Raw genomic sequence first — 17,589 nt, 5'->3', positions numbered from 1 at the left:
GAGTTCTCCAATTAAAAAAATATCCCAAAATTTCTTGTGGTGCGGGCATCTTGCCCGCTAACAATACAAGGACGGGCAAGATGCCCATCCCACAAGATTGGATCATCTTTTTTGTGGAGTTCTCCCATATGATGCTATCCAGCATCAGGCTTTAGCCATATAAATCTAAAACTTAGATAAGTACCTGGGCAAAATTAATTTAACATTTTTGGAACAAACAAAAATCTCTGTATTCCTTATCTGTTACCTGTTCACTCTCCCAAATATAAAATTTATTTTGCACGACTACTTGTATCAAGAGTTTGAAGGTTAAAAAGGTGAATTAAGCTCAAGGAATAAGCGTTGAAACTCCCAAAAACCTATCACTTGAACTGACTCAAGACTATTCTTCTCTTCTTCTAATTCTGACTTCTTGCCCTAAATATAGTTCAACGGAAACGCGCAGAAACGTAACGGCGACTACGGTAATCACTGATGTTAGTGACAAGTTTCTTTGTCGGGGCAAATTCTAGTAATTGTCCAACATGATTTTCGTTGTAGTGAAATAAAGCTGTGAAATCTGATAAACGAGCAATTTGTTGGATGTTATGAGAGACAAAGACAATTGTTAATTCAGAACGCAAACATTCGATGAGTTCTTCAATTTTTATGGTAGACATCGGATCTAGTCCAGCACACAGTTCATCTATGAGCAGAATTTGCGGCTTGACTGCTAAAGCACGGGCAATACACAACCTTTGTTGTTGTCCAAAAGATAATTCTAAAGCAGATTTATAGAGTTTATTTTTAACTTCTTCCCAGAGATTAGCAGATTTAAGCGCTAACTCGACAATCTCATCTAATTCTACTTTGGGATGCCATCCAATTACTTTCACCCCATAAGCAACATTATCGTAAATGCTCATGGGAAAAAGATTTGCTCTAGCATAGATAATACTAATTTGACGACGTAGCCGAGTTAAGTTGACACGACGACCATAAATATTTTGCCCAAAAAATTCTACTTTCCCTTCAACTCGTACTTCTCCTTCTAACTCACTCATGCGATTGAGAGATTTCAAAAAAGTAGATTTTCCACAGCCGCTAGGCCCCATAATGGCTATGATTTTATTTTGGGGAAGATCCATAGACACATCTTCAATGATTTTTTGAGTGTCATAATAACAGCTGAAGTTTTGAACACTGAGGGCAGGAATTATTTTACTCATGCTGATAAAATGCGTGAAACAACAATTGACTTAGAAATATAGTTAAGAATCACTGCTACCGTTTCATTATCTTGTTGTACTCAGGGGATAATGAATAGAATATAGACAAACAGCAAATATCTGGTTATTTAAGTGTTTGCTAAAGTCTCATGTTGTAATTTTAGCTGTTGTAAAATGCTAATTAGTAATATTGACTATAGTACTTTAGTTTGGGGACATGAAAAATCACACAATAAAGAATTGATAAAGATAACTTAAAATCCCATGAGAAAGTTTAATGAACTTTGAGGATAATTATTAATATGGGATGCGTCAAATATGTTAGTAATGCGAAATCTCTAGATATCTTCCAGCAGGATAGAAAATTTGCTTATGTTATTGCGTTTAAGTTTTATTGTTACCACTATGATTTTCTGGCATCTGTGCAGTTATGCAACATTAGCAGAAAGTAAGCAGCCAGAACAATTAGATAAGTTTCTCCCTGGGCCATTAGAGATTACCACACCTGATCCACTGATTCGAGATTCCCTAGAAAAACAGCCATTAACCCTAGAGGAACGACAAAAATTGGAGATGGCTTTAGATGGGTTAAATCAAGAAGCTGCGACGGCACTGCAAGGAGGGGATAAGGTAACAGCGTTTGATATTTGGAACCGAGAATTAAGACTGCGACGCTTTTTAGGTTCATTAGCTGAGGTGGAAGCATTATCAAGGGTAGGTGCGATAGCGAAGCGCTCCGTAGGAATCGCTTGGCAAGAGAATGAGCGTCAGCAGATCAAGTATATTACTGAACGGTTGCAGGTCATTGAAAAACAGATGCTGACTCAGAAAAGCACTGATTTAGAATTATGGCGATCCCTAGGTGAAGCTTACCAAAATATTCGTGTACCCAAGTTAGCGGTAGGAGCTTATCAGCAGATTTTAACATTAGTGCGCTCGCAAAATAACACTACCGCTGAACTAGAAACCCTGAACACCATTGGGGAATTGCATTTAAGTTGGTTTAATTATCCCCAAGCTGCAACAACTTACCAAGAACTATTAAATTTGGCAAAAAGACAGAGTGATAGGCTCAATGAAGTAGGGTATTTACAACAACTAGTTTATATTTATAAGCAAAGTAAACAGCCTCAACAAGCTATTACTGCACTAAATCAATTAGCAGAAATTTACACCAGCGAAAATAATCTTACCCAAATTCCTGCTTTAAAAATAGCAATAGCTGAAAATTACCAATCTTTAACGCCGGAAAATCCCAATTTACTACAAGAAGCCTTTAACAAATATCAAGAAGCTTATGTTACTGCTTGGCAATTACAACAATACGTTACTGCTAGTGAAGCCTTGCAAAAATTAATCACCTTTTACCGTTCCCAAAACCAAATTGATGATGCTTTGCAAACTAGTCAGATTCTTGTAGAAACAGAAACCCTAGCTACCAATTTTTATGGTTTGATGCAAGCTTATGATCAAATAGGACAATTGCATTTAGAAAAAAAAGAAAATGCAAAAGCATTAGCAGCTTTTCAAAAAGGATTGGAAATAGCACAACAACTCAAATATCAAGAAACATACTTTACTCAAAAAATTGACATCTTATTAAAGAGTAATTCGTAATTAAGAGAATGTTGGGAAAATCATAAATATTACTCTAAATCCTCCTACAGCGAAATCCGCTGTATATAGCCTTTCCCACTCTAGTTAGATACAAAATTACCCCTCCCCAACCCTCCCCTTGGTTTGGTAAGGGGAGGGTGCGCGACAGCGCGGGTGGGGTGTATTTCACGAGCTTGGGAATTGCTATATCATCAGGGTGCTGTTCAAGAAATTCCATAGCGTTAATCATAGGCAATTAAGTCAAATAAGCTGCTAACTCTCAGTGAGATTACATATTTTTGATACCCTCATAACAACTTTGTTGGAGGTCTAATAATAGGACTTACGCAAGATTGAACTCAAAACCTGATTCTTACGTAGGGGTAATTCATGAATTACCCCTGCTTCCGTTCTGTTTTGAGTAAGTCCTGAATAAAAAATTTATCATCGTATAACCTGACAAGCTAAAGTAAGTATGTAGAGATAAATAAACCCATAAGGTGTAACAAAATGTAAAATACTCAAGACTTTTGCAATCAAGGAGTATCACTGCTTTAGTCTTATGCTTTACTCCCTTCGCAATCGCATATTTATAAATTTTGTCATTTACCTAGTTATGAATGTAAAACTTGTTTGCCAATAAAGTTGAATTCCTGTATACAAATATTTTATTTTATAAAGGAAAAAATGCGTTTATTTTATAAGCTTAAATTTACCCCTGCTCAAATAGTAAGTGTTTCTGTATTGCTGACTTTACTATTGTTTATTCCTCAAGTTTTACTCAACTGGCAAGCATTTTATAACTTTAACAATATGACCAAACAGGAATTTAACCTACAAAGACTAAGTGATGAAATTACTTATTTTGATGAAGTATTAACCATGTCTGCCCGCATGAATGCTGCTACAGGTAATAATATTTGGGAAAAACGATATCGCCAATTTGAACCTAAACTTGATTTTGCGATTAAAGAAGCTATTAAACTAGCTCCTGAAGCATATAAAGATCAGAATGCCCAAAAAATTGATATTGCTAATCAGAAGCTAGTGGCAATGGAATATCTCTCTTTTGATTTAGTTAATAAAAATCAAAAACAGGATGCACAGCAACTATTATCCAGCCGCAAATATGAAATTCAGAAACAGATTTATGCTGATGGTATTGCTAAGAGAAATCAGAATATATCACTGGGATTACAGCTAAAAGTTGTGCAGTATCGCCAAAGAATGATTTTGGCTATTTTTAGCTCGATTATAAGTTTAATAATACTTATGCCAGTATGGCTGTTAGTATTACGTTTATTGCAAGAATACGTAAAAGCTAAAAAAATTACTCAAGCTACCTTAGAAGAAACTAATTATATTTTAGAAAAGCAAGTTGCAGCCAGAACAGAAAATTTAAAACAGAAAAATATTCAATTACAACAGACGCTAAAAGAACTTCAGGAGACTCAAGTACAACTGATTCAAACTGAAAAAATGTCTTCACTAGGTCAGTTAGTAGCTGGTGTTGCTCATGAGATTAATAATCCTGTTAATTTTATTTATGGCAACTTGATACACCTTAGGGAATACACCCAAAAATTATTAACTTTGATTAACCGATATCAGCAAGAATATTCTATTTATAATCCAGAAATAAATAATTTGATTGAAGAGATAGAGTTAGATTATCTTATTGATGATTTGCCCAAAATAATATCTTCAATGGCAGTTGGCACTGAACGTATCCGTGAAATTGTTTTAAGTTTAAAGAATTTTTCGCGTCTTGATGAAGCTGAAATGAAGCCAGTGAATATTCATGAAGGGATTGATAGTACACTGTTAATTTTGCAGGATCTTTTTAAAGGTCAGCAGAAACAGCAAGAAATTATAATTGTTAAAAACTATGGAAATTTGCCTCTTGTTGAATGTTATGCAGGAGGATTAAATCAGGTATTTATGAATATTCTTGTTAACGCTATTGATGCTTTACGCCAACAGGAAATAGATGCGTATAAAGATATTAAACAACACTCCAGTTCAATTATTATTCATACTCAAGTCAAAAATGAAGATAACGTCATGATTAGTATTAAAGATAATGGCACAGGAATAAGAGAAAAAGTTAAAAATAAATTGTTTGAACCGTTCTTTACTACTAAACCTGTAGGTAAAGGTACTGGGCTAGGATTATCTATTAGTTACCAGATTATAGTAGATAAGCATAAGGGAAAGATCGAGTATGTTTCTGAACCTGGAAAGGGAACAGAATTTTTGATTGAGATTCCTATTCGGCAGATAAAGCTAGTAAATACATAACAGACTGGCATCGAAGCAGAGAGGAGTTGTAATACTTTTAAACTACATTTTTATGCGCTCTAATTGCTTCCACTTTAACGATTTCCCCATTCACCAATTTATAAATTCCATCATCAGGGCGCTATTCAAGAAATTCTATAAAGTTCAATTTTTTTAATGCAATACTAATCATATCAGCCTCCTTTGCCATTCTGAAAAATCATCTACTGCAAAAGTTATTATTGCTTATTTTATTAAGTCCGTCATAGAAAACCCCATATTAGACATCTCCGGTAATTAAATGTGCGTGGATTGAAACCCTTGTAGAGACGTTCCATGGAACGTCTCTACAATCATTCTCACCAGATGTCTATTGTAATTATATGTATGCAAATAAACCAAGATATATTGTAATGATAGAATACGTTGTGTAACAGGTAATACCTATTTGCAAACTGTACTGGAGTGTAGGTAATGGCGACACTGTGGGAGTTGTTGACAAGAAATATTTATCTTCGGGATTTGAACTTGGGACAAGGGGTAGAAGTAGTAAAAACTGGTTCTGAAGCCGCTAAAGCAGTGTTTGACCTGGCAAAAGCCGTAAATGAGCAAAAATCGAAGCTATCCGACCTCAAGCCCTATGCAGAACAAATATCCTCGCTTTTAGATGTCCTCAATAGTCCACTCGGTCAGGTTGCAGGTGCCGTCATTCCCTTTGCACCTATTGCACTGACTATGATTAAGTTAATTATTGATCAGACTAACAAAGAGTTAAATTTAGAACAGTGTGTAGCATTGGTAAGCCAAGCTGCTTATTTAGAAAGCTTTCAGGTACTTATCAAGGAACAGCCAGAATTAATAGAGAAATTAAATTTAAATAAATCTCCTGCTTCTGATGCAGTTGCACAAAAGATTAAAAAATTGGGTGAACAGGAATTAGATGAACGGGAAGCGAAAAAAGCCATAGTTTATTTCCATGAATCCAAATTAGCAGCATCATTCAACGAAGTTTTGCAACAACGTTTACAAGAAGCAGGTTTAGAAACAGCAAAAGCAGAAATTTTAACTGAACAAGTAGCACGGAAAACCAATGAATATCTGTTCTCAAAACTGGTAAAAACTGGGGATAAAGTTAAGCAGTTAGTAGAATGGTATAGCGTCGGTGGAAAAGAACAGCTAGAGAAATATTTGAGTATTGAAGATTATTTATATCAGCAAATTAAACCCAAACCAGAAGAAAAGATTTTTGATGAAAAAGAAATTACTTTCCGGGATTTGTATGTTCCTCTGCAAGTGCGTCCAGTAGATGACAAGGGTGAATATATTGGGGATGAAAAGCTGCAAATAGAGGAATGGGTAATAAAAATGCTCACTGACTCGGATAAAAATCAAAAAGTTTTGTTTATTCAAGGAGAAGCCGGCAGAGGAAAGAGTGTTTTTAGTCGGATGTTTGCTGATAGGGTGCGGCAAGAATTACACCCCAGTTTTACCCCGATTTTAATTCGCTTGCGGGATTTACGAGTGTTAGCAAATAGCCTAACTGATACTTTAAAGAGTCAACTAGAAACCTTTGATTTTGTTAGTAGTGATTCTGGTTGGTTGACAGATAAAAATACTCGATTTTTATTTTTATTGGATGGGTTTGATGAACTTTTGCTAGAAGGACGAGCCAGCGGAGGACTACAAGAATTTTTACAGCAATTAGAGAGTTTTCAAACTAATAGCCATCATCGGTTTTTAGTCACAGGTCGCCCTTTAGCATTGCAAGGAATTGAGCGTTTGATTACACAAACTAAATGCTTAACAAGAGTTGAACTTCAGCCAATGGATGATGCTATTAGGGAAAAATGGCTGAATAAATGGAAGGCTAAAGTTGGTCAGGAAGAAACAACTAAATTTAACGAATTTATACAAGCTTGCCCTGAAGAAATTAAAAATAAACTAGGGCGAGAACCCTTACTACTTTATCTGTTAGCAATAATGCACCGGGAACAACATTTTAATGCTCAGATGTTTGCAGATGCAGAAGGAATTAAAGCCAAAATTCGTATTTATGATGAGTCAATTAAATGGGTTTTAGAAAAACAGCGTCAAGATGAAAACCTGCGTTTGGCTGGTTTAGAAAGCGAAGATTTGCGAGAGTTTTTAACTGAAGTGGCTTTGTGTGTGGTGCAGTCTGGTAATGAATCTGCCAATATCAAAATGTTAGAGGCAAGAATTAAAGATAATCAACCTATTGCCGATTTACTTCAGCAAGCGAGAGAGGGGATACCCCAAGAAAATCTGAAAGAAGAGAAAGCATTAAATAACCTAGTGACAGCTTTTTACATTAAACCTGCTTCTGGTAAACAAGGCGGTTCAATGGAGTTTGTTCACAAAAGTTTTGGCGAGTTTTTATTTGCAGAACGTTTGGTAGCAAGTTTCCACAACTGGACAAAGACAATACTCAATGGTAGGCGTGAGAAAGATTTAGTTTCAACGGAGGTAATGGATAAGGAAATTTATGATTTATTGGGTTATGGGAATTTAACGCCGGAAATTGTCGAATATTTGATGGGTTTGTTAGCGGAAAAATCAGAATTTCATGCTAAATGCTATGTAAAACTGTTCCAAAGATTGGAGGATTTTTACCTGCGTTGGAGCGATGGAGAATTTATTGATGCACCTCCAGAAACAGAAATCTTGCCTCTGTTTAAAAAAGAGCAGTTGAAGAAACTATTACCAGAGCGAGAAAAACATTTGGGACTGCGACAGGTAGATGTGTACACAGGACTGAATGTGTTGATTTTGCTGTTGGAGTTGCATCGTTACGCTAAATCAAAGGACGACTTGAAAGACGACATCAACTTTCATCCCTGTGGTCAGCCTAATACAGAGGGGTTTGACAGAGACCGCTTACTCCGCATTATTGGTTATAGCCAATGCTTAGGTGCTTATACGTATAACCAAATCCTGGGATTTTTCCTCAACGATGCCAACTTCAGCGGTGCTAACCTCAGCAGTATCGACCTCAGCAGTACCAACCTTAGCGGTGCTGACCTCAGCGATGCCAACCTCGACAGTATCGACCTTAGCGGTGCCGACCTCAGCGATGCCAAACTCAATGGTGCTGAACTCAACCTTGCATTCCTCAGCGATGCCGATCTCAGCAATGCCAAACTCAATGGTGCTGAACTCAACCTTGCATTCCTCAGCGATGCCGATCTCAGCGATGCTGACCTCAGTAATGCCCAACTCAGTGGTGCAAACCTCAGCAGTACCAACCTTAGCAGTACAAAACTCAGCGGTACAAAACTCAGCGGTACAAATCTTAGCTATGCCGATTGCAGCTATGCTGATTTCAGCGATGCCAACCTCAGCGATGCCAACCTCAGCGATGCCAACCTCAGCGATGCCAACCTCAGCGATTCATACTTCAGTGATGCTAACCTAAGCAATGCCAATTTCAGTGATGCTGACCTCAGTAATGCCACACTCAACAATGCCAATCTGCAAGAAATTAAATGGAATAATAATACAAATTGGGTAAATGCTAGAGGTTTACATCAAGCATTTAATATTCCTTCAGAGTTGGCACAAAAACCATTGTTTGCTGCTGCGGTGGTGTTAAGTAAGGGGATGAGTTTGGTGAGAGAAGGTAAGGTTACAGAAGCTATTCAAGCTTTTAATCAGGCTTTAAGCATAGACCCTAATTTACCGATTTCTGCCGAATCTTGGAATATTCTCGGTTGGTTTGGTAGTCTACATGGTTCTGCTGATGTTCTTTACGCCTGTGAAAATGCTGTCACTCTAGAGTCTGATAATCAAGAGTATCAACAAAGTCGGGGACTGGCTAGGGCATTAACAGGTGATTTTGCTGGGGCATTAGCAGACTTTCAGGAATTTGTAGAAAGCGATATATTCAATTACTTTTCAAAAGCTATAAAACAGCGCCAACTTCGTTGGATAGAAGCACTCAAAGCCGGGGAAAATCCTTTTACTCCAGAGGAATTGGAGGAACTACGAAAGACTGAGAGGATGTTTTAAACTTACGTCAGTTCGATGAACCTCACCCCAACCCCTCTACGACACGGAGAGGGGCATTTTAACCCCTCATCGGCAACATTAAATTAAGTTTTTTAGCCTCTCCCCGTTGCGGGGATGAGGTTTGGAGAGGGGTTATTCCGTAAACTTTATGACTTTTCAAACATCCTCTTAGGGGTTAAATTGATAACTGGAAGTTGCAATTATAGAAAATAATTTGAGTCAATGAATTTACTCAAATACTGGCGACCAAATTTCAGAAATTGCTACTTCCCAACCAGGTAATAATTCAGGAAGAGTTAAAATATCACCATCTTTTAATATTATTGTTTCCCCAGAACCATAAATTTCCAAAGTTCGAGTTTTTGGGTTAATCAAAATCCCAACTTGAGAACCAAGGTTGATAAATTCTTGAATCTTTTGGCGGAGTTTTTCTAAGGAATCTGTTTTTGATTTCACTTCCACCACTAAATCAGGAACTAATTCGGCATAATCTTCCGTTGAACGTTTTAGCCTGTCAGCCCGGACAAAAGAAACATCAGGCGCTCGTAAATCTGTATTCGGTAATCTAAAACCTGCTCTTGAACCAACTACACGCCCTAGTTTGCGCGGCCTCACCCAGTTCCTCAGCAATGCTGCAAATTCGGTTCCTACTTCTTCAGACTCATAACCTGACGGACTCATGACAACTATGCTCCCATCGACTAATTCCATGCGATAGTCGGGATAGGCTACCTGCATTTGCTCTAAGTCTTTCACGGTCAGAGACATAAGGCTTGCTCCTCAAGTATCTAAATCTATTTTGGCATCTTTGGTAATTTTCATAGATGTTGATCTTGTTTGTAACTATCCACGGCAGCGCGGAGATTACCTTGATGTGCAGTTAAAAGTTGTTCACCGGCAACTTTATCTAAACCAGTCCACTGCATTAATAATGCTAGTTTAACCTTTGTGCCACTGCGTTCTAGTAAAAAACCGGCTGCTTCTCGACTTAAACCGGTGAGGTCTTGTAAAATTCTTAAAGCGCGATCGCGTAATTTTTGATTTGTAACCGCTACATCCACCATGCGATTGCCATACACTTTACCCAATTTCACCATCACCCCGGTAGAAAGCATATTTAAAGCCAGTTTAGTAGCAGTCCCAGCTTTCAAACGAGTTGAACCGGCTAAGATTTCCGGGCCTGTTAACAAGCGAATATCAATATCAGCATCAAAATAAACTTGTTCAGCAGGAACACAGGCAATAAAAACAGTCATAGCCCCCCGTTGTCGGGCAGCTTTTAAAGCACCTTGAACATAGGGAGTCGTTCCTCCAGCAGTGATACCAACGACTACATCTAATTGAGTAATTTGACGTTGAGCGATCGCACTTTCACCATCTTCAGCCAGGTCTTCTAAACCCTCAGAGCTACGCAACAACGCCCCCGCACCACCAGCAATAATGCCCTGTACCAACTCTGGAGGTGTGCAGAAAGTTGGAGGACACTCAGCCGCATCCAACACCCCTAATCGCCCACTAGTACCCGCTCCAATGTAAAATAAACGTCCACCCTGATGCAAACGCTCCGCCGTGCGTTCAATCGCCTCTGCCAACTCAACCTTAGCCGCAGCAACTGCTTCTAGAGCTTTTTGGTCTTCGTTATTAAATAATTCCACCAATTCCAGAGCATTGAGTTGGTCTAAATTCAGACTATTGGGATTTACCTGTTCCGTCAGAAGATGCCCACGTTCCTGCAAGTTTGTCATTTTTTGTATGTCAGTTGTAATTGGTCATTGGGAATAGGCAAAAAAAAGATAAATTGTCTTCCCTATTCCCTATTCCCTGTTCTCTATATCCCTGTTCGCAATGATTAATTAAGTAATGGGACAGAATTAATTACACAACTGATTTTTCTGTTCCCTGTTCCCTGTTCCCTCCCTCAACGAGTGAATTTAATTTTGTCCGACTACTTACAATAACCCTTCGAGTTTGCGACGAATCCTCTCTAGCTCAGAATCAGGTATTTCCTGTTCTGTTTCAGCTACTGCACCCGGACGAAAGGAATCATCAGTATCCTGTGTTTCGTCTTCGAGTTGCCAATCAGTTTCTTCCACATTTAACTCTGGGGGCATGATTAAATCGCCGTTTTCTGGAACAACTTCCCAGTCAAACCCAGCACCTTCACAGAACTCCTTAATATCCTCAGCATCCATAACTTCAATTGTCGGTGTGGGGAAATCTTGAGCTTCTAACATTAAAGCAAAACGAGTGGCATCATCTTCAGACTCGAACATCATAATTTTGTTACGATTACCAACCCGAATCGAGTGAATTCCTTCATTATCAGTGCCAGAGTTAAAAATTAGTACAAAAACACGCATCATCCATCCTTTGAGTTAAGTTCTAAATATATTTCTATTAAATCAGTGAACAGGTTATAGAGAATAGGTTACAAGTAACTGGGGACACTGATAACTAATCGTTGTAATATCAAGTTGGGATAATTACTTATAATAAACCAAGTGTATTTGATCAATACCTTAGCCAATTACCCATTACCAGCCTAAACAGATATGATAAGTATTTTAACGAATATGATACGAGTGGCATATTTATAAAGCAAGCCAGTTGCACAAGTCCTGATTTAACCTGATTTAAATATTGTGCTACTTATAAATAGGATTGTGCCAACTACATCCGGCAGTTAAAGACTCAAAACCAATGTCTAACTCTTCTAATCAAGATTTTCATACCCTAAGCAAGAGCCGTAAACGTCTATGGCTGATGATATTGAGTCGTGGTGGCATTGCGGTAGGAGCATTTTTGCTACTCTTAATTGTCGGCGGTGTTTGGCGGCTGCGGGATTTTATCCAAAAAGAGTTAGCGCCATTGGCCGAAAAGAATCTTACCACTACTCTCAACCGTCCAGTCAAATTGGGACAAGTAAAAGAATTTTCCCTAACAGGAGTACGGTTTGACGCTTCAGCTATCCCTGCAACACCGACGGATTCAGATCAGGCAACTATAGAAGCAGTAGATGTGGGTTTTGATCCCTGGCAGTTGGTTGTTAACCGCAATTTGAAACTAGATGTTACCTTAATTAACCCAGAAGTTTACATTCAACAGGATAGCCAAGAACGCTGGATTAGCACTACCATAGCCCCCGCAGGTAAAGAGGGGTTGATTAAAACAGATTTAGATAAACTCCGGTTTCGCAATGCCAAGTTAGTTTTAGTAGGACAGGAGAGAGCAGGAAACAGGCGCAGCAGGAGGAATAGGAGGCAGGGGGCAGGGAGCAGGGGGCAGGGAGCAGGGGGCAGGCTTGCCGTGAGTTTCGACAAGCTCAACTACCGCAGAGCCGAACGGGAGCAGGGGAGAAATATCAATTTACCAATCCCCAGTTCTCAATCCCCTCAATCCCCAATCCGCAAGCGCCGTCCCCCAGTTCCTGTGGTATTTTCAGGGTTAAATGGAACTGCCCAACTTGTAGAGAATAACAAACTAATTAAGTTTGAGTTGGCAGGAAAGGCAGAGAGTGGGGGAAATATTTACCTTCAGGGGGATCTCCGCGCCCAAGCAACTTTAGAAGGTAAATTAAAGCTCAAAGCGCAAGATTTACTAGCCGCAGATATTACTCGGTTAATTAATTTACCACTGAGTTTACGAGCAGGTCGGGTAAATGGTGATTTGCAAATTCAGTTGATACCAGAGCAAGAAACTTTGTTATATGGAAGTGCTGCTTTGCAAGGAGTGACGCTGGCAATACCAAGCGTACCGCAACTATTGAGCAATAGTCAGGGAAATCTCAAGTTCCAAGGATTGGCAATAGAGCTAGATAATGTAGTTAGCAACTATGGCAAAATTCCTGTCATGGCCACAGGTGTGGTTGATAGGGAAAAAGGCTTTAAGTTGACAGGGCGTGTCAATGCGGTGAGTGTATCCAATGCCCTAGAAACTCTTGATGTGAAGTCACCTTTGCCTGTGAGTGGGATAGTTAAGGCAGATTTACAGATATTGGGAGATATATCTGAGCCGGTGCTTTCTGGTACTGTTAGCAATATTAAAACTGCCCAAATTGATAAAGTTGATTTTAAGAAAATTAGTAGTAAATTTGAGCTTTCTACTCGTGATTCGCTCATTACTTTTAAGGATATTCAAGGGGAAACCACATTAGGGGGTGAAGTTACGGGTGGAGGAACAATCCAACTGGGTACGGAACCACAACTAAATATTAATTTTACTGCGAAGAATGTGCCAGGGAATGCGATCGCTAAACTTTATGATCTCAAAACAAATTTATCCATCGGCACTGTCTCCGCTACAGCTAACCTCAGCGGTGCTACAAATAATGTCCAAACTCTAGTTAAATGGCAAGCACCCCAAGCTACCTATGCCGCTACTGGTGAAACTATTATCAACCCCGACCGCACTATTTCTTTCCGTGATGTCGCTGTCAATATTAACGGTAACGTCGTCCGTGGTTATGGTAATTATAATAGTCAAAGTTGGCAAGCTGTAGCTGAAGCCTCTGGCGTGAAGTTAACACCATTTCTGAACAAAGAACAATTGGAAAACATTTCTTTGGGGGAAGCAAAATTTAACGGTCGTTTAATGCTATCGGGAACTTCCGCGCCATTTAAACTTACTAACATTCGTCCAGAAGGTGCAGGTGTTGACATTGCTGGGGGAAGAATTGCTGTTTCTCGTCTGCAACTGCAAGACCAAAACTTCATTGCCGAATTAATAGCTCAAAACGTGCGTTTAGGGCAAATATTAAAACAATCTCCTCCAGTTTTAAATAACCCCTTGACAGCTAAATTTACCATCGCAGGTAATACCGAAAATTTCAATCTCAAGACCATTGGTGGTGTTGGTGAAGGTAGCTTGGCTGTTGGTAATGGCACAATTACCGCCAAGAATATTCAAGTTAGTAATGGTCGCTATAAGGCACAAGTTCAAGCTCAAAATGTGTCTTTGCAGAAATTAGCCGCAGTTCCACCAGAGTTACAAGGTACTTTAGCCGGTCAGTTGAATGTTGCCGGATCTGTTGAATCTTTCCAACCTCAAACTATTCAAGCTGTTGGTCAAGGACAATTAAATCTGGCTGGGGGAAAAGTTACAGCTAAAAATATTCAAGTAACTAATGGTAATTATCAAGCTTTAGTAGCTGGTTCTGGTGTGCAATTAAATCGCCTCAATAAACAATTACAAGGTCAACTTGCTGGTGAATTACAAGTTACTGGTATTTTGGGATCTGCTAAATTAGCTGATGTACGTGCTGCCGGCTCGATGCAGTTTAGTAAAGGTATTGGGGCGATTAATTCACCTCTCAACGCAGCTTTTGCTTGGAATGGTCAACAACTGACTATCCCCCAAGCGAGAACACAAAATTTAAATGCCAGTGGTTATATTTTAGCCAATGGCAAAGAACCAGGCATACCAGAAATTACCCAGTTAAATCTGAATGTGCAAGCTCAGAATTTCGACTTGCAACAGTTACCTTTTAAATTGCCTAATGCTGTAGATGTGTCCGGAAAATTAGATTTTAAGGGACAAATAACTGGGAAACTTAACTCACCAAATGTAGTCGGTGCGCTGGGTTTGCGAAATTTAAAAGTTCAAGAATTTGCCTTTGAGCCGCTGTTAACTGGTAACATCAATATGGTGCAGGGAGGCGGTTTAAGTTTAGATATTGCAGGTCAACGGGATAGACTAGCCGCTAAATTAAACGCCAATAATCAACCTAATGCCTTTTCGGTGCAATGGCAGCAAGCATCAGCCACAGGTCAAGTTAAAGATGATAATTGGCAAGTTAAAGTCAATAATTTCCCCTTAAAAGTCTTAAATTTCACCTTACCTGGGAATAATATTTTGGGTAATGGTGCATTAGCTGGTTTGTTAACTGGAGACTTGCAAGTTAATCAAAAAACATATGCTGCTAGAGGAAATATAGCGATCGCACAACCGCAAATTGGTAGAATCAGAGGCGATGCCTTCAGCACTCAGTTTAGCTACAACAATGACACAGCCAGCCTCACAAGTAGCAAATTTACCAAAGGCCAAAGCAGCTACATCTTCGATGCTGCCGTTAAACAAACCACAAAAGGCCCCCAACTGCAAGCCAAAATTAACATCAACCAAGGCAATATTCAAGATATTCTCACAGTCGCACAGGTCTTTGAACTCCAAGACCTCCAACGAGGTTTAGCAGCACCAACCTACGGCACATCTGCGGATTTACAAACCAACCCCCAAGGATTATCCAATCAACCCTTATTCAATCAAATTCAGCGTCTATCGGAAATTAATGCACTTGTAGCAGCACAAGAACAACAACGCCTAGATTCCAACCCCATACCCGATTTAACAGACTTTAAAGGTATTTTTGACGGAGAAATTGCCATCAATACCGCCACAGCCAACGGACTCGCAGTAGACTTTAACTTACGAGGTGAAAACTTTACTTGGGGTAGAGAAACCGAACCAAATCGTTTTTATAGTGCCGAAAAAGTAATTGCTGAAGGTAGTTTCGAAAAAGGTGTTTTGCGCTTACAACCTTTACGCATCATCATTTCTCAAAAAAGGCTGATTGCTTTCACCGGAAATATAGGTGGTGAAGAACAATCTGGTCAATTGCGAGTCAGAAATTTTCCAATCCAGGTATTAAATAACTTTGTCAAGCTACCAGTAGGAATAACAGGAAACCTCAACGCAACAGCAGCTTTAGCTGGTAGTGTAGCCAACCCTCAAGCTAGAGGAGAATTAAACGTTTCAGAAGGAACTCTAAATCAGAAACAAGTCGAATCAGCCACCGCAAGTTTCAGTTATGCTAATGGTCGCTTAAACTTTGGTAGTCTGGTATCAGCAGCCGGGCCAGAACCCGTTAATATTAGTGGTAGTATTCCCTATAAATTACCCTTTGCATCTGTAGAACCAGACAACAATCAAATTAATTTAGATATTAAAGTCAAAGATGAAGGTTTGGCACTGTTAAACTTGTTTACTAACCAAATCGCTTTCGAGAACGGTGAAGGAGAAATAGACCTCTCCATACGTGGAACAAGGCAACAGCCATTAGTTAAAGGCATCGCTGCTCTTAATAATGCCAGTTTTGTTGCTCAAGCATTACCAGGTAAACTAACAAATGTTTCGGGAAAAGCAGAATTTGATTTTGACAAAGTATTAGTACAAAACCTGCAAGGTCAGTTTAGTAAAGGTAAAGTAGAAGCCGCTGGACAAATTCCTATTTTCAACAGTCAAGATATCAAAATAGATAATCCCCTCACCGTTAACCTGGAAAAATTAGCCTTAAATCTCAAAGGATTATATCAAGGTGGTGCTAGTGGCAATTTACAGATTACTGGCTCTGTTTTACAACCAGCCATTGGTGGTAATATAGAATTATTTGATGGTCTAGTTTTATTAGCAGAATCTAAAACCGCTACATCCAACAGCCTTGCTAATTCATCAAATCCCACCGTCAACAATCAACTCAAAACAGATGCTGATGGGATAACAAGATTAAATGATTTAGAAATTAAACTTGGTAAAAATATTCAAATTGCTAGTCCACCTCTTTTCAACTTCCAAGCATCTGGTAACTTAAATGTTAGTGGCTTTTTAAATGATCCTATACCTGAAGGAGCTATCAGATTAAACAAAGGTGGGGTCAATTTGTTTACTACCCAATTTAACTTGACTCGTGGCTACAAACATACTGCAACTTTTAGGAAATCTCAACCCCGTGACCCTGACCTAGATATTAAACTCTTAGCCAAGATATTAGATGGAACTCAAACCAATGACCTGAGTAGACAAACTGCTTCCGGTTTAGCAGCTTTAGAAACTGTACGAGTCGAAGCCAATGTCAAAGGTCCCGCTAGTCAACTGAATGATAGTTTGGAACTAAAAAGCAGTCCCTCTCGTTCAGAAACAGAAATTGTCGCTCTCCTAGGAGGTGGGTTTGTGGACACCCAAGGACGCGGTGACAGTACATTAGGTTTAATTAATATCGCTGGTTCGGCTGTTTTTAATAACTTTCAAGGTACATTTAACCAGATTGGTAGTGCTTTTGGTTTAAGTGAACTGCGACTATTTCCAACAGTTATTTCTGACAGACCCGAAGCAGGTAAAAGCAACTCTTCTTTAGAATTAGCATTAGAAGCGGGAGTTGATATTTCTACCAAAATTTCCGTTTCTAGCATCAAAATTTTAACAGCTAGTGACCCCTTCCAATGGGGTATTAATTATCGGATAAATGATGAGTTTCGTGTTCGTGCTTCTACGAATCTCACTGATGATAGTCGTGCAGTTATTGAGTTTGAAAGAAGATTTTAAAATAATTCGTAATTCGTAATTAAAGACAATTGACTGCTTATAGCTGCTGTGTTAACGTGAGTTCGACATAAGATAATTTGTGGAAAACTCGCCACAAGTAGGAGTCTCAAACCCTTATTCTCTCGCCCTTAAAAATCATAACTCCGTTCGGTGAAGCCGTGCC

8 protein-coding genes are annotated in these 17,589 nt (G+C 39.0%); 4 read left to right on the top strand and 4 right to left on the bottom strand.

What is annotated here, in order from left to right:
- Positions 1–428 precede the first annotated feature (428 nt).
- Complete coding sequence (locus tag AC012T_RS22900) at positions 429–1,208, bottom strand: phosphate ABC transporter ATP-binding protein (protein WP_487061059.1); 780 nt, start codon at positions 1,206–1,208, stop codon at positions 429–431.
- A gap of 372 nt (positions 1,209–1,580) precedes the next feature.
- On the opposite strand from AC012T_RS22900, the gene AC012T_RS22895 reads away from it, so the two are divergent.
- From AC012T_RS22895 to AC012T_RS22885, 3 genes are all read left to right on the top strand, one after another.
- Complete coding sequence (locus tag AC012T_RS22895; RefSeq protein ID WP_487061058.1) at positions 1,581–2,825, top strand: tetratricopeptide repeat protein; 1,245 nt, start codon at positions 1,581–1,583, stop codon at positions 2,823–2,825.
- A gap of 666 nt (positions 2,826–3,491) precedes the next feature.
- The gene (locus AC012T_RS22890) at positions 3,492–5,105 is read left to right on the top strand and encodes a sensor histidine kinase (RefSeq protein ID WP_487061056.1); all 1,614 of its coding nucleotides are present in this window, start codon (positions 3,492–3,494) and stop codon (positions 5,103–5,105) included.
- 453 nt (positions 5,106–5,558) lie between these two features.
- Positions 5,559–9,110, top strand: coding sequence for a pentapeptide repeat-containing protein (locus AC012T_RS22885; RefSeq protein WP_487061054.1), 3,552 nt, complete (start codon positions 5,559–5,561; stop codon positions 9,108–9,110).
- Positions 9,111–9,338: 228 nt separating this feature from the next.
- Here the strand turns inward: AC012T_RS22885 and AC012T_RS22880 are convergent, their stop codons facing one another.
- The 3 genes from AC012T_RS22880 to AC012T_RS22870 form a co-directional block, all read right to left on the bottom strand.
- Positions 9,339–9,878 carry a Uma2 family endonuclease gene (locus tag AC012T_RS22880; RefSeq protein ID WP_487061052.1) on the bottom strand — a complete coding sequence of 180 codons (540 nt, stop codon included), beginning with the start codon at positions 9,876–9,878 and terminating at the stop codon, positions 9,339–9,341.
- A gap of 50 nt (positions 9,879–9,928) precedes the next feature.
- A complete protein-coding gene (gene murQ / locus AC012T_RS22875) occupies positions 9,929–10,855 on the bottom strand; it encodes an N-acetylmuramic acid 6-phosphate etherase (protein WP_487061050.1) in 927 nt (308 codons plus the stop codon).
- Between the two features lie 204 nt (positions 10,856–11,059).
- Positions 11,060–11,470, bottom strand: a complete 411-nt coding sequence (locus tag AC012T_RS22870; protein ID WP_487066710.1) for a DUF3110 domain-containing protein — start codon at positions 11,468–11,470, stop codon at positions 11,060–11,062.
- A 340-nt stretch (positions 11,471–11,810) separates the two neighbouring features.
- On the opposite strand from AC012T_RS22870, the gene AC012T_RS22865 reads away from it, so the two are divergent.
- Positions 11,811–17,426: a translocation/assembly module TamB domain-containing protein gene (locus AC012T_RS22865; protein WP_487061048.1), complete on the top strand. Its 5,616-nt coding sequence runs from the start codon at positions 11,811–11,813 to the stop codon at positions 17,424–17,426.
- Positions 17,427–17,589 lie beyond the last annotated feature (163 nt).

The organism is Anabaena sp. EIM26 (assembly GCF_057568715.1).
This window is presented reverse-complemented; position numbering and strand designations above follow the sequence as displayed.

Excerpts from the sequence above, each read along its gene's own strand:
- AC012T_RS22900 (WP_487061059.1), bottom strand. The coding sequence starts at position 1,208 with ATGAGTAAAATAATTCCTGCCCTCAGTGTTCAAAACTTCAGCTGTTAT.
- AC012T_RS22895 (WP_487061058.1), top strand. The coding sequence starts at position 1,581 with ATGTTATTGCGTTTAAGTTTTATTGTTACCACTATGATTTTCTGGCAT.
- AC012T_RS22890 (WP_487061056.1), top strand. The coding sequence starts at position 3,492 with ATGCGTTTATTTTATAAGCTTAAATTTACCCCTGCTCAAATAGTAAGT.
- AC012T_RS22885 (WP_487061054.1), top strand. The coding sequence starts at position 5,559 with ATGGCGACACTGTGGGAGTTGTTGACAAGAAATATTTATCTTCGGGAT.
- AC012T_RS22880 (WP_487061052.1), bottom strand. The coding sequence starts at position 9,878 with ATGTCTCTGACCGTGAAAGACTTAGAGCAAATGCAGGTAGCCTATCCC.
- murQ (WP_487061050.1), bottom strand. The coding sequence starts at position 10,855 with ATGACAAACTTGCAGGAACGTGGGCATCTTCTGACGGAACAGGTAAAT.
- AC012T_RS22870 (WP_487066710.1), bottom strand. The coding sequence starts at position 11,470 with ATGCGTGTTTTTGTACTAATTTTTAACTCTGGCACTGATAATGAAGGA.
- AC012T_RS22865 (WP_487061048.1), top strand. The coding sequence starts at position 11,811 with ATGTCTAACTCTTCTAATCAAGATTTTCATACCCTAAGCAAGAGCCGT.